The organism is Sphingobium estronivorans (assembly GCF_008692605.1).
Lineage (GTDB): Bacteria > Pseudomonadota > Alphaproteobacteria > Sphingomonadales > Sphingomonadaceae > Sphingobium > Sphingobium estronivorans.
In genome coordinates, this window is the sequence record NZ_LFCT01000004.1 from 118,833 (window position 1) to 132,820 (window position 13,988).

A 13,988-nucleotide genomic window follows, 5' to 3' on the forward strand; every position below is an offset into this window, starting at 1 on the left:
ATCGATATGTTTTACGCCTTGCAGGTTCGATAGGCCCGGCAAGGATTGTGCGGGAAGATATGACACGATAGCCTGACCGTTATTGCCCCTGACCCGTTCGACGGGATTTTTTGTTCAATGCAGCAAAAGCACGCCAGTCGCAACTATTGCCATAGGCATGACTATGACAATGATGATGAATATTGAGTATAAACAGGATCGAATTGGGCCGGCGCGCCGGTTTTTTTCGATCGCCATGCTTTTTGGCCTGTGGTTCGCGCCTTTGCCCGCCATTGCGCGGGACGGCGCCCGCCCCGACAGGATCGAGCAGCCCGAAAAGATCGGCGTGGGCACCTGGCCGCTTCATGGCGAGGCGCGGATGATCCGCGACATCGACCGGCTCGGCGCGCGCTGGTTTTATAGCTGGACGAAGCGTGCCCCCCAATCGGACAGGCGCTTCGTGCCGATGCATTGGGGACGGCAGGACAGCGCCGGGCAAACCCATGCCGTCATGCTGGCGTTCAACGAACCCGATGAGCCGAAACAGGCCGCCATGACGGTGGAGGAGGCGCTCGCCCAATGGCCGCGCCTGATGGCGGCCGCCCGTCGCCTGTCGTCCCCCGCCACGTCGCGCGAACAGACGCTGGGCGCGCAGTCATGGCTCGGACGCTTCATGGCGGAGGCGGAGAGGCGGAGCTATCGCGTCGATTTCATCGCGGTCCATTATTATACGCAGGACCCGGACATCGGCCTGTTCAAACGCTTTCTGGAGCAGGTCCATGCCCAATATGGCCGCCCCGTCTGGGTCACCGAATGGGCGCTGGCGGACTGGGACAGGCCGGATCGCTTTTCCGCCGCCCAGCAGCAGGCCTTTTTCGAAGGGGCGGTCCAGATGATGGACGATCTCGACTTCGTGGAGCGCCATGCCTGGTTCGGAACCTATGCGGGTCTCGACAATCTCGACCTGGGATCGGCGCTGCTGACCCGCGACGGCCGGCTGACCCCGCTTGGCGATGCGTTCCGCGCCGCCGCGCAGGGCAGCCTCAAGGGGCCGGAATGCGTGTCCGAACCGAAAGACGCAGCGTCGGGATCCGTGTCACCAGCCCCCTGCTGAGGCTGAAGCACAGCGCGATGGCCCGGTCGAGCATCGGCCGCAGCAAATGGAACAGCAAGGCATGGATCGGCGCGTTGAGCAGCAGGACCGCAGCCAGCAGCAGATGCCTCTCCTGATTGGCCAGCGCGCCGATCAGCAAGGGATAGAAAGCGGTGATGACCCATCCGTGCAGCAGCAGGAATTGCAGCGAGTAGCGACCGAACCAACGGGCGATGCGCCGGGGCCAGACCGGCCGGTCAAGCCGGGACACCCAGAGCAGAAACAGCAGGAAGCCCACCTCCTGCACCAACGCCAGCGGGATGAAGCCCGCCGTGCCCACCATGGGATAGGGCAGGAAGTTCAGATTGCAGGTCCAGCACAGCCCGCTGCGCCAGAGATCCGGTCCATTGAACCACGCCGCCGCCAGCGACAGCAACAACCCGCCCGCGCCCGTTATGGCGGGCACTTGCCAAGAGCGCGAAAGGCGCATGCCCATCAGGAAGAACAGGCCGGCAAACGGCCAGTTGCGCCATTCGTAAAGATTATAGGGCCAGTGGCGGCTTTCCCCATAGGCGATCACGATCGCGATCGCCGTGACTGCCGCCGCAAAGCCGATCCTGCTCCGTTCGAACAGATAGGCGAGGGGGCGGATGACCGCGAGCACGACGAAGAACCAGGCCACGAACGTCGAATAGCCGGTGCCGTGCAGGATCGGGCGGACCAATGTGCGCAGCAGATCGTGCAGGGTCGCCGGCGGCCCATAGATCAGCGCATTCAAAGCGAAGCCGCCGAAATGCGACAGCACCGCCAGCAAGAGCAGCATGACCGACTGCATCGCGACGGACTCGACCGTTCGTCGCTTCAGACCCCTCGCCCCCATGCCGCCCAGGAAGAAAAAGGCCGACACATGCCCAGCCAGCAGCTTGATCTGCAGCAGTGACGCGGAAAAAGCGGAGGGATCGGGCGCCAGCTTCAACAGCGCGAACAGGATATGCAGGTGAAACACGCCCAGCAAGACATAGCCGCGCGCGGCATCGGCTCGGGCGTCGAGTGTCATGGCCGGCGATCAGTCCGGCGATCCGGCCGCCGAAAATGCCAGCACCGCATTCAAGCCGCCAAAGGCGAAGCTGTTGGACAGGGCGTGGCGAACGGGCGTGCGGCGCGCGCCTTCGGCCACGAAGTCCAGCCCCAGCGCGGGGTCCGGGTCCGTGCAGTTCGCGGTCGGCGGCACCAATTGTTCCTGTAGCGCCTTGACCGTCATCACCGCTTCCAGCGCGCCGGCAGCGCCCAGGCTGTGCCCCAGCACCGCCTTCACCGACGACACCAGCGGCAGCGGCGCGCCATCGAACACGGCCCGGATGACCGCGCTTTCCACCTCGTCGTTCATCGCGGTCCCGGTGCCATGGGCATTGACATAGTCGATGTCGGCGGGGCTGAGGCGGGCGTCCGCCAGTGCGGCCCGCATCGCCTCCATCGTGCTCTCCGCATTGGGGGAGGTCAGGTCGGCGGCGTCCGCATTTGCGCCGAAGCCCGTCAGTTCGGCCAAGATGGTCGCACCCCGCGCCCGGGCATGGTCCCATTCCTCCAGGATCAGCGTTGCCGCGCCTTCGCCGATCACGAGGCCCGAACGGTTGCGGGAAAAGGGACGGCAGGTGTCGGCGGACAGGACGCGCAGCGCCTCCCACCCGACCATCGTGCCGGCGGTGATGCAAGCCTCCGCGCCGCCCGCGACCGCGATCTTCGCTTCGCCCGAGCGCACCATTTTGAACGCCAGCCCCAGCGCATGGGCACCCGAGGCGCAGGCGCTGGCGACGGCCAGCGCCATGCCGCGCAAGCCCAGATCCATCGTGATCTGGCTGGCGGGAGCGTTCGTCATCAGCTTGGGTATGGAAAAAGGATGCACCCTGGGCTTGCCCTCGCCATAGAGCCGGGCGAAATTATCGTCCAGCGTCTGCATGCCGCCGACGCCGACGCCGATGATCGTCGGCGCCTGGCGCAGCGCCGGGTCATCCCGATCGATGCCGCTATGCGCCAGCGCCTCGCGCGCGGTGATGACCGCGAATTGCGAAACGCGGTCGAGCATCGCCAACTGCCGGGCAGGGAAATGATCGGCGGGATCATAATCCTTCACCTGCGCCGCAATGGGGCAGGTGACGAGATCGCCTCGCTCGATATCGATCGGGCCGATGCCGCTCTCGCCCGCAGCGACGGCGCGCCAGCTTTCCGGCGCCGTCTTGCCCACGGGCGTGATCGCGCCCAGTCCGGTGATGGCGACGCGCTTCATCTGCTCTGGCGTTTCGCCAACGCATCTTCGACGACCGTGACGATATCGCCTACCGTCCGCAACTGCACCGAATCCCCGACATTGGCATTGAACGGTATGTCGATGCCGAACTCTTCTTCGATGGCGAAGACCGTTTCGATCACATCTAGCGACTCATAGCCCGCCTCGGCAAGATCGCTATTGTCATCGAGCGATGCAGGATCGCGGCCGATCTGCTTGCCCACGATCGCCTTGACCCGTTCCAGAACAGACATGACATTACCCCCCAATGCGACGGCGCGCCAATATTCACCTTCGCAATTGCAGCATGCCGATTAAAATCTGGCCGTACAAGCAAGGAATTATATCGTCGGTTATACAAGATGATGATTAATTCTCGCGGAAAGCCCGGTTGAACTGGTCGCGAAGTGGCTTGGTGATATAGGAAAGCAGCGACCGTTTCTCCGTCTGGACGAAACATTCGACGGGCATCCCCGGTTTGAGTTGCAATGTTCCCAACCGGCGCAATTGCTGTTCGTCAATTTCCACTTCCGCCTTGTAGAAGCTGTTGCCGGTCCGGTCGTCGACCGTTCTTTCGGGCGCGATCCGCGCCACCGTGCCGCTCAGTTCGGGCGTGGACTGGAGGTTGAAGGCGGTGAAGCGGGCCACGGCCTTCTGCCCCAGATGCAATTGATCGATGTCATAGGGGCTGATGTGGATTTCGATGGTCAACCGGTCGGAATCGGGCACGATCTGCATGATCGTCTGCATCGGCGGCACGACCCCGCCCACGGTCGAATAGCTCAGCTTGTCGACGATCCCGGCATAGGGCGCGCGCAGCAGGCTGCGGTCATAGCTGTCCCCGGCGGTGACGGACCGGATTTCCTGATCGTTGAGCCGGGACTGCACATCGGCCAGCAGATTGCCCGCTTCGGCCCGTGCCGCCTGATCCGCCTGGATCGATTGCTGCCGCAATTCCGCGATCCGCGCCCGGCTCTGCGCGATCTGCGCACCCAGCGAGGCTTCCGTGCCTTCCAGATCCGCCGCGGTGCGCTCCAACTGATTGAGGCGCGAGATGGTGACGAGCTTGCGTTCGTAGAGCGACTTCACGCCCTCCCGCTCCGGGGCGATGAGCTGCGATTGCTTGTTGGCGGCCGCAGCCTGCGCCTGCAAGGCACGGATTTCCTCGCCCGCCTGCCGGATGCGCTCGGCATATTGCGCCTGTTCCCCGGCACGGGCGCGCCGCCGGGCTTCGAACAATTGCATTTCCTGCGCCATCGCCAGCCGGGCGGCGGGCGTCGGGTTGCGCGTCATCTCGGCCGGGAAGCCGAGCGCCGGCCGCCCGTCGCGCTCGGCCGTCAGGCGCACGCGCGCGGCGAGCAGCTGGTCCACGCTGTCGCCCATGCGGGCCGCGCTGGTGGCCGACACGGTGCTGTCCAGCCGCATCAGCTTCTGTCCCTTCTGCACCCGGTCGCCTTCCTTGACGAACATTTCGGCGATGACGCCGCCATTGGGATGGGCGATCTGCTTGACGCGGCTCTCGACCGTCACCTCGCCCTGGCCGATCACCGCGCCGCGCGTCTGGATGACCGCCGCCAGCAGGAACAGGCACAGGAACAGCGCGGCGACCGCGATCAGGCTGATGCGGACGCTGCGGCGCAGGGCGACCTCGGGATGGGCGAACAATTCCGCCTCGTCATCCGCGACGAAGGTGCTGGGCAACTGGTAATTCATCTCACTGCTCCTGCCCGTCTGCGCTGGGCGTCCCGGTCTTTTCCGTTCTGACGGGCTTGCGCGCTTCCAGCAGGCGTTGCCGCACATCCTGTTTCGGCCCGAAATCCTGTACCGCGCCGTCGCGCAGCACCAATATAGAGTCCGCCGCATCGACGGTGGCCGATGCGTTGCCGACGATGACGCAGATGGCCCCCCGCGCCCGCGCCCGGGCCAGCGCTTCGCTCAGCGCCTGTTGGCCCCGGCCGTCGAGATGGGTCGCCGGTTCGTCCAGCAGCAGAAGGAAGGGTTTGCCGTATAGCGCTCGTGCCAGCGCGATCCGCTGACGTTCGGCGACGGACAGCCTGTAGCCTTCTTCCCCCACCTGCGTCAGATAGCCTTCGGGCATCCGCACGATCATGTCGTGGATGCCCGCCGCCGTCGCCGCCTCGATAATGTCGTCCGGCTGCGCGTTGGGGGTGAAGCGCGCGATATTGTCGGCAATCGTGCCGTCGAACAAATCGATGGTCTGCGGCATATAGCCGACGTGCCGCGCCAATATGTCGCTTTGCCACTGGTCGAGAGCGGCATCGTCGAGCCGCACCGTCCCGGCCAGCGTGGGCCATATCCCCGCCAGCACCTTGAGCAGGGAGGATTTGCCCGAACCGGCCACGCCGATGATTCCCAATATCGTGCCTTGCGTCAGCGCGAAGCTCACGTCGCGCAGCAGAACCGTGCGGGTGCCGGGTGCCGCCACGGCGACCTGTTCCGCCCGCAGGCTGGCTTCCGGCGCGGGCAGCGGCAGCTTGTCCGGCTGGGCCGGAGCCGCGCCGAGCAACGTTCCCAGATTGCGCAGCGATTGCCAGCCCAAAGCCAGTTCCGGCAGCCTGCCGGCGACCGATGCGAAGGGCGCCATGGCCTTCCACCCCAGCAGCGCGGACGCGATGACGATCCCCAGGCTGGCCCGGTCGAACACTGCAAGGATCGCGCCGATCGCGATCAGCGCCGCGAACAGCGTGTTGAGCAGCATCGCGCCGATGACGCTCTGGGTCGTGGCCAGCCGGTCCAGCGTCCAGGCGGGAATGGCGACGCGGCGTTCGGCCTTGCGCCGTTCCGTTACCATGGTCGGGCGCATGCCCAGCGCGCGGACCAGACCGTGGTGGCGGCGATGATTTTCGGTCAGAAGATGGCGCTCTGTCAGGGCCGGGAGCATGGCGGACACCAGCGACCGGGCGCGCCGCCAGCCGGACAGCAGAAACGCGCCGCCGATCAGGCCCGCAATCGCCAGCGCCAGCGCCAGCCAGCCGCTCAGGAGGAACAGCACGATCAGGAAGAGGGGGAAGGCAGCCAGGTCCAATGCCGCCAGCGTCCCCGGTCCGCCGAGCGCGGCGCGAACGCTGTCCTGCGCATGGCCGATCTGCATGTCTTGCGCGCGGCTGCCGTCCGCATGGGGCAAACGGCCACGCATCGCCGCCGTTGTCGCGCCCAGCCGGATGTCGATGGCATTGGCATATTGGAGCAGGATTCGCGACCGCAGCAACGCAAGACCGGTCGTGAAGGCCAGCGCGACCAGCATCAGCAGCACGATGCCCAGCAGGCTTTCGCCGCTGCGCGCCACCATCGCCACGTCGAAAACCAGGATGCAGTAAATGGCGAGGATGATCGGGAACAGTGCCAGCGCGGCGGTCAGGAACAGCAATCCCGCCAGCGTGCTTCTGCTGCCCGCCGTCAACTCGCGCAGCGCGTGATGCGTGTCGTCCTGCAAACCGGTACCTGCTGTGATTCTGTCGAGAGTGCCGTTCTAATAGGCGGAAAGTTAAAGTGTTTCTAATCATTCCTTTTCGTGGCAGTGAAAAACCGACCGGCCGCGAATTAAAGGGTATCGCGATTGATGACGATCAACGACGAACTATTGAAACCGGAACGTAACAATCTGACGCTCGTTCGTCTTGTTCTGGCGTCCGCCGTCATCCTGACGCATTGCTACTGGCAGGTGCATCGCGTCATGGGGAAGGACCCGTTCAGCGACTGGCTGGGGGTGCCCCTGTCCGTGTATGCGGTGGACGGCTTCTTCTTCCTCAGCGGTTTTCTCGTTTATGGCAGCCTGCGTCGGCAGACCGATGTGCGCCGCTTCATGATGTCGCGCCTGGCCCGGATGATGCCTGCCTTGTGCGTGTCCGTCCTTCTGACCGTGGCGGTCGGCGCGCTGTTCACCGCCGCGCCGCTCACCGCCTATTTCGGCGGAGAGACGGCGCGGTTCGCTGCCTATAATCTGGCGCTTCAGGGCGGCCATTACAGCCTGACCGGCATAATCTGCGGCGATGCGCCCTGCGTCGTCAATGGATCGCTCTGGACGCTGCGCTTTGAATTTCTCTGTTATCTCGCGCTCGCGCTGCTGGGCCTGACGGGCTTGGCCCGGCCCCGGCTGGTCCTGACCCTCGTGGCGCCCGTGACGCTGGCCGGCGCGCTGATCGTGCATGTTCCTGCCGTTGCCGCGCTGGTTCATGCGATGGGCGGGAAAGGCGGGGTCTATTGGGTGGAAAGCATCGACCGTCTCTGGACGCTGTTCGCCGCCGGCATGGTGGCGGAAATCCTGCGTCATCGGATCAGACTGTCTTGGCTGCTTCTGGTCCTGCTCGGTCTGGCCAACGTGGCTGCCTATCGCTGGAACCTCAATGTCCATGTCCAGACGCTGTTCGTGGGCTATGCGGTGCTGTGCGGCGGTTTCCTGACGTCGCGCCACGGCGCGATTTCGGGGCGGTGGCCCGACTATAGCTACGGGATGTACATCTATGCCTTTCCCGTGATGGTCCTGCTGGCGGGGGTGTTGCGGACCGACGATTATCGGCTGCTGGCACTGGCGAGCTTTGTCGGCACCCTGCCGCTCGCTGCCCTGTCCTGGCATTTTGTCGAAAAGCCGGTGCTGGACAAGGCGCGGGCGCGTCGCAAAAAAGCGGCCGCCAAGCCGCAGCCGGCCTTCGGCACGATCTGAAATGATTTTTTTCTAGTTGGCCAGCTGGATGATGGGGATGGCGATCGCGATCCAGAGAATGATCGACAGTCCGACGCTCAGGAAAAAGCCGCGAACGGCACTTGGTGGCGTTGCATCAATCATACGACCTCTCCCCCGGACCGATTCTCATGGCTTCGGCCTCATTTCTTTACTTACATTAAAAATTTCCAGTGTGCCATAAATTCGATATAGATCGCGAAGAGATTGCCCGAAATCGATTTCTACCGCAGGACAATGCGGCGTTAAATCATCTCTTTGGGCATATTGTAAAAATTGGCCACTCCTTTGGATATGGAAAATTTTTGCAAGTCTTATATCTTTAGATGTATCTAATTTTGACCAACAATCCTGTGCTATGGTGGAGGTGTTGCGATAATAACGGAAAATCGACAGTAGAAATTGTCGGATAGCATCGAGCTATAAAAGGACGTTCCGATTTTCTGCTCCCGATCCGTCTTTGGCATCCTATATGGCGCGCGCCCTTCGAACATCCGCTCCCGAATTAGGCTCGCCTCGTCCTTTTGCGGCGGGAGGGGAGGTTCGCTTTCGGGCGCCAACCGGCTAACGCCCATTCATCCGGTTTCTGTTACCTTCTTCTGATGATCATCGACCGCCGCGCCGTTCTGACTGCCGCCCTTGGGGGTTTCCTGACCCTTCCGCTTCCTCGCCGCGCCCTGGCCGCGAGCGAAGTGGAGCGTGTGGACGGCCTGATCGCCCGCATGACGATCGAGGAAAAGGCGGGCCAGATGACCTGTCTGGCCGACAGCTTCCGTCCCTATAACCCGCCCAACCCGCAGGTCGGCATCCAGAATGAAAAGGATCTGGCCGACGAAATCCGCAAAGGCCGCGTCGGCTGCCTGTTCAACGGCATCGGCGTGGCAGGCGCCCGCCGCGCGCAGGACATCGCGCTCAAGCAGAGCCGCTTGCGGATTCCGCTGCTGTTCGCGGGGGATGTGATCCATGGCCTCAAGACCATCTTCCCGGTGACGCTGGGCGAATCGGCCAGCTTCGATCCGTCGCTGGCCGAACGCACCGCCCGCGCCATGGCGGTCGAGGCCACGGCAGCGGGCCTGCACCTGACCTTCGCGCCAATGGTCGATATCGCCCGCGATCAGCGCTGGGGCCGGGTGGTCGAGGGGGCAGGGGAAGACGTCATCCTGAGCAGCCTCTTCGCCGCCGCCCGCGTGCGCGGCTATCAGGGGCGTGACCTGCGCCGTGACGACTCCTTGCTCTCCTGCCCCAAGCATTTTGCCGCCTATGGCGCGGTGGCAGGCGGCCTGGAATATGGCAGCGTCGACATTAGCGACGAAACGCTGCGCGAAACCCATCTCCCACCCTTCGGCGCGGCCTTTGCGGCGGGTGCGCTCACGACCATGGCCGCCTTCAGCGAGATCAACGGCGTGCCCGCAACCGCCGACCGCGACCTCCTCACCGACACGCTGCGCGGTGAGATGAAGTTCCGCGGTTTCGTCTTTTCCGACTATACCGCCGACGAGGAACTGATCGCCCATGGCTATGCGGAGGACGAGCGCGACGCCACCCGCCTCGCGATCCTCGCGGGCGTCGACATGTCGATGCAGAGCGGCCTCTACATCCGTCACATCCCCGAACTGGTGAAGAGCGGCGCGGTGCCGATGGAGACGGTCGACGTCGCCGTCCGCCGCATCCTCTATGTCAAGACCGCCATCGGCCTGTTCGACAATCCCCATCGTTCGCTCAACGAGGAAGCGGAAAAGACCCGCATCTTCACCCCGGCCCACCGCGCGCTGGCCCGTGAGGCCGCCACCCGCTCCATCGTGCTGCTCCAGAACAGCGGCATCCTCCCGCTCGATCCGGCGAAGGGCCAGAGCATCGCCCTCATCGGTCCGTTCGGGGAGGACAAGGCCAACATCTACGGACCCTGGGCCTTTTATGGCGACAAGGGCAAGGGCGTCGACATCGCGACCGGCCTGCGGGCCGCCTTGCCCGATCCCGCCAGGCTGATCATCGCCCAGGGCTGCGACATCCTGTCTCCCATCGAAGGGGGCATCGCCAGCGCCGTGGACGCCGCCAGGGCTGCGGACATCGTCATCCTTGCCGTCGGCGAATCGCAGGACATGTCCGGCGAAGCCCAATCCCGCACCGCCATCGAAATCCCCCCGCCCCAGCAGGCGCTGGCCGACGCCGTCGCCGCCACCGGCAAGCCCATGATCGTCCTGCTCCGCCATGGCCGCGCGCTGGCGCTGCATGACGGCGTCGCCAATGCGCAGGCGATCCTTGCCACCTGGTTCCTCGGTTCGGAATCGGGTCATGCCATAGCCGACATTGTGTTCGGCAAGGAAAACCCCTCCGCCAAGCTGCCGGTCAGCTTCCCCTGGGAATCGGGGCAGGAGCCGTTTTTCTACGACCGAAAATCGACCGGCCGCCCGGTGATCGACAACCGCACCGAATATCGGTCGCGCTACACCACCACCGACAACAGCGCCCGTTTCCCCTTTGGCCATGGCCTCAGCTACAGCGATTTCGCGCTGGAGAATCTGAAGCTGTCCGACACGGCCCTGCGCTGGGACCGCGCCATCGAAGTCACCGCCCGTCTCACCAACAAGGGCGACCGCAAGGGCAGCGAAGTGGTGCAACTCTACATCCGCGATCGCGTGGCGAGCCGAACCCGTCCGATCCGCGAACTGAAGCGAATCGAGCGCGTCACCCTTGGCCCCGGTGAGAGCAAGACGGTCCGCTTCTCCCTCTCGCGCACCGACCTGCAATTCGTCGGGGCGGGGAGCAGGATCATCGCGGAGCCGGGCCTGTTCGACCTCTGGCTGGGCCAGTCGTCCAATGGCGGCCTCCACAGCCAGTTCACCCTCTATGCACCAGAACCGGCGCAATCCTGACGGCTTCCCCCGCGCCGATAAGCTGCTAAAGGGCGCCTCATGCTTAACTTGAACGCCATCACCGTGCGCCTCGGCGGCCGCACCATCCTCGACCGCGCCAGCGCTGCCTTGCCGTCCCGTTCGCGCGTGGGCCTGATCGGCCGCAACGGCGCGGGCAAGTCGACGCTGATGAAGGTGATGATCGGCCAGCTCGACCCGGACGAGGGCAGCTGCGACATGCCGCGCGACACGCGCCTCGGCTACATCGCGCAGGAAGCGCCGTCGGGCACCGCCACCCCGTTCGACACCGTGCTCGAAGCCGACAAGGAACGCGCCGAACTGATGGCGGAGGCAGAGCATACCGAAGACCCCGACCGCCTCGGCCATATTTACGAGCGGCTGAACGCCATCGACGCCTACACCGCGCCGGCCCGCGCCGCGCGCATCCTTGTCGGCCTGGGCTTCGACGAGGAAATGCAGGGCCGTCCGCTGGACAGCTACTCGGGCGGCTGGAAGATGCGCGTGGCGCTGGCCGCGCTGCTCTTCTCCAACCCCGACCTGCTGCTGCTCGACGAACCGTCGAACCATCTCGACCTCGAAGCGACGCTGTGGCTGGAGAATTTCCTCAAAAGCTATCGCGGCACCGTGGTCGTCATCAGCCACGAACGCGACCTGCTCAACAATGTGGTCGACTATATCCTGCATCTGGAGGGCGGGAAGGTCACCCTTTATCCCGGCGGCTACGACGCCTTCGAGCGCCAGCGCGCCGAACGCCTGGCGCAGCAGGAGGCCGCCCGCGCCAAGCAGCAGGCCGAGCGCGAGAAGCTCCAGGACTATGTCGCCCGCAATTCGGCCCGCGCCTCGACCGCGAAACAGGCCCAGTCCCGTGCCAAGGCGCTGGCCAAGATGCAGCCCATCGCGGCGGCGATCGAGGACCCGACGCTCCATTTCGGCTTCCCCAGCCCGCCCGAACTGCGCCCGCCGCTCATCACCATGGACATGGCGGCGGTCGGCTATGACGAAACGCCGATCCTGCGCCGGGTGAACCTGCGCATCGATCCCGATGACCGTCTGGCGCTGCTCGGCCGCAACGGCAACGGCAAGACCACGCTCGCCCGCCTGATCGCCGCGCAATTGAAGCCGATGGAAGGCGCGATCAACAGCTCGGCCAAGATGAATGTCGGCTATTTCACCCAATATCAGGTGGAGGAGCTGGACGTCACCGACACGCCGCTGGAGCATATGACCCGCGTGATGAAGGGCGCGACACCCGGCGCGGTGCGCGCCCAACTCGGTCGCTTCGGTTTTTCCGGCGAGCGGGCCACGCAGAAGGTCGGCAGTATGTCGGGCGGGGAGAGGGCGCGGCTCGCGCTGGCGCTCATCACCCGCGACGCACCGCATCTGCTGATCCTCGACGAACCGACCAACCACCTAGACGTCGACAGCCGCGAGGCGCTGGTGCAGGCGCTCAACGACTATTCGGGCGCGGTGGTGATCGTGTCCCACGACCGCCACATGATCGAACTGGTGGCGGATCGCCTGGTGCTGGTCGACGGCGGTACGGCCCAGCCCTTCGACGGCAGCCTGGAGGATTATACCGACATCATCCTGCGCAAGGCCGACGGCAACAACAGCGGCGGCGACGCGCCCAAGGTCGATCGCAAGGCGGAAAAGCGCAACGCCGCGCAATGGCGCGAAAAGCAGAAGGCGGCCAAGAACGCGGTCAGCAAGGCCGAAAAGGAAATGGCGACGCTCAGCGCCGAACGCAGCCGCATCGATCAGGCGCTGTTCGACCCCAAATCCGCCGGCGGCGCGGAGGCGAAGATGACCACGTCCCAGCTGATGGTGAAACGCGCGGAGGTCGAGAAGAAGCTGGAAACGGCGGAAGAAGTCTGGATGGAAGCCAGCGCCGCCCTCGAAGAGCTGTAAGCGGTAGGCCGACTGTTGCGCCCCACGCCGCGCGTGGCGGGCGACAGTCGCCTTATTCCGTCAACGGCCCTTCCAGCCCGTCGGTGCCCTGCCGCATCTTGGTCACGATATTCCAGGTCGCGATGAACAGCGCCGCGATCACTGGCCCGATGATGATGCCATTGAACCCGAACAGGTCGATGCCGCCCAGCGTGGTGATCAGCACCACATAGTCGGGTATCCGCGTATCCCGCCCGACCAGCACCGGGCGCAGGATATTGTCGACCATGCCGATCACGAACATGCCGCAAAAGGCAAGGATCACCCCCTTCGCCACCGCGCCCGTGACGAACAGGTAGATCGCCACCGGCACCCAGACGAGGCCGGTCCCCACCGCCGGGATCAGCGAAAACGCCCCCATCAGCACGCCCCACAGCAGCGCACCCGGCAATCCCAGCGCCCAGAACACGACCCCGCCGATCAACCCCTGCACGATGGCGACGATGATGCTGCCCTTGATGGTCGCCCGCGTCACGATGACGAACTGCTGCATCAACGCCCGGCGATAGGCGATGCGCATCGGCGCCGCCGCGTCGAACCGCGCCGCCAGTTGCGCTCCGTCGCGCAGCAGGAAATAGGTGAGGTACAGCATGACCGAGAGCGCCACGAGGAAGCTGAAAGCGCTTTGCCCGATGGCGAGCGCCTGCGCCGCGACCGTGCGGAAACTGGACGCGATCCCTGCGCTCAGCATTTCCCGCACGGCATCGAAATTGGTGATCCCCAGCCGGGCGAGAAAGGCCGATGCCCAGCCGGGCAGGCTGGCCTGGAACCGTTCGAACATCTGCGGGACATCGATCTGGCCCGACTGCACCCGCCCGTAGAAGAGCGTCGCTTCCTGCACCAGGGCGATGGACAGGATGATCGCGGGCACGATCACCACCGCGACGATCAGCAACAGCGTCAGCCCCGCCGCGCTGTTGCGCCGCCGGGGCATGGCGGCCAGCAGCGCCTGATTGACCGGCGCGAACAATATGGCGGCGATGACGCCCCACAGGATCGCGGCGAAAAACGGCTCGATCACCAGGGCAAAGGCGATCGAGACGACCAGCACGAAGGCGAGGAAAACCCCATCCTCTATGCGCGGGGCGGGCGATGACGATGTGCTGTCCATGG

At 64.8% G+C, this 13,988-nt stretch carries 10 protein-coding genes; 4 read left to right on the forward strand and 6 right to left on the reverse strand.

All coding sequences use genetic code 11. The annotated features are described in order from the left end of the window. Positions 1-169: 169 nt before the first annotated feature. Positions 170-1,093, forward strand: coding sequence for a glycosyl hydrolase (locus F7P65_RS04590; protein WP_162854531.1), 924 nt, complete (start codon positions 170-172; stop codon positions 1,091-1,093). On the opposite strand, the gene F7P65_RS04595 is transcribed toward F7P65_RS04590, so the two are convergent. The 5 genes from F7P65_RS04595 to F7P65_RS04615 all read right to left on the reverse strand — a co-directional run bounded on the left by F7P65_RS04595 (position 1,023) and on the right by F7P65_RS04615 (position 6,810). Then, positions 1,023-2,129 (reverse strand): acyltransferase family protein, encoded by a 1,107-nt coding sequence (locus tag F7P65_RS04595; RefSeq protein ID WP_150290581.1) that lies wholly within the window; start codon positions 2,127-2,129, stop codon positions 1,023-1,025. The two genes, F7P65_RS04590 and F7P65_RS04595, sit on opposite strands and share 71 nt — an antisense overlap. Before the next feature lie 9 nt (positions 2,130-2,138). Beyond that, positions 2,139-3,356 (reverse strand): beta-ketoacyl-[acyl-carrier-protein] synthase family protein, encoded by a 1,218-nt coding sequence (locus tag F7P65_RS04600; RefSeq protein WP_150290582.1) that lies wholly within the window; start codon positions 3,354-3,356, stop codon positions 2,139-2,141. Next, positions 3,353-3,610, reverse strand: coding sequence for an acyl carrier protein (locus F7P65_RS04605; protein ID WP_240334206.1), 258 nt, complete (start codon positions 3,608-3,610; stop codon positions 3,353-3,355). The genes F7P65_RS04600 and F7P65_RS04605 overlap by 4 nt, the downstream gene beginning before the upstream one ends. Positions 3,611-3,725: 115 nt before the next feature. Further along, positions 3,726-5,069 carry an HlyD family type I secretion periplasmic adaptor subunit gene (locus F7P65_RS04610; protein ID WP_162854532.1) on the reverse strand — a complete coding sequence of 448 codons (1,344 nt, stop codon included), beginning with the start codon at positions 5,067-5,069 and terminating at the stop codon, positions 3,726-3,728. Position 5,070: 1 nt separating this feature from the next. Then, positions 5,071-6,810, reverse strand: a complete 1,740-nt coding sequence (locus F7P65_RS04615; RefSeq protein ID WP_150290584.1) for an ATP-binding cassette domain-containing protein — start codon at positions 6,808-6,810, stop codon at positions 5,071-5,073. 126 nt (positions 6,811-6,936) lie between these two features. Between F7P65_RS04615 and F7P65_RS04620 the strand changes: the two genes are divergently transcribed. The 3 genes from F7P65_RS04620 (at position 6,937) to F7P65_RS04630 (ending at position 12,836) form a co-directional block, all read left to right on the forward strand. Beyond that, entirely contained in the window at positions 6,937-8,037 is a 1,101-nt protein-coding gene (locus F7P65_RS04620) for an acyltransferase family protein (protein WP_150290585.1), read from the forward strand. A 620-nt stretch (positions 8,038-8,657) separates the two neighbouring features. Further along, entirely contained in the window at positions 8,658-10,928 is a 2,271-nt protein-coding gene (locus F7P65_RS04625) for a glycoside hydrolase family 3 N-terminal domain-containing protein (protein WP_150290586.1), read from the forward strand. Between the two features lie 39 nt (positions 10,929-10,967). Then, entirely contained in the window at positions 10,968-12,836 is a 1,869-nt protein-coding gene (locus F7P65_RS04630; RefSeq protein WP_150290587.1) for an ABC-F family ATP-binding cassette domain-containing protein, read from the forward strand. A 52-nt stretch (positions 12,837-12,888) separates the two neighbouring features. On the opposite strand, the gene F7P65_RS04635 is transcribed toward F7P65_RS04630, so the two are convergent. Continuing rightward, entirely contained in the window at positions 12,889-13,986 is a 1,098-nt protein-coding gene (locus tag F7P65_RS04635; protein ID WP_150290588.1) for an AI-2E family transporter, read from the reverse strand. Positions 13,987-13,988 lie beyond the last annotated feature (2 nt).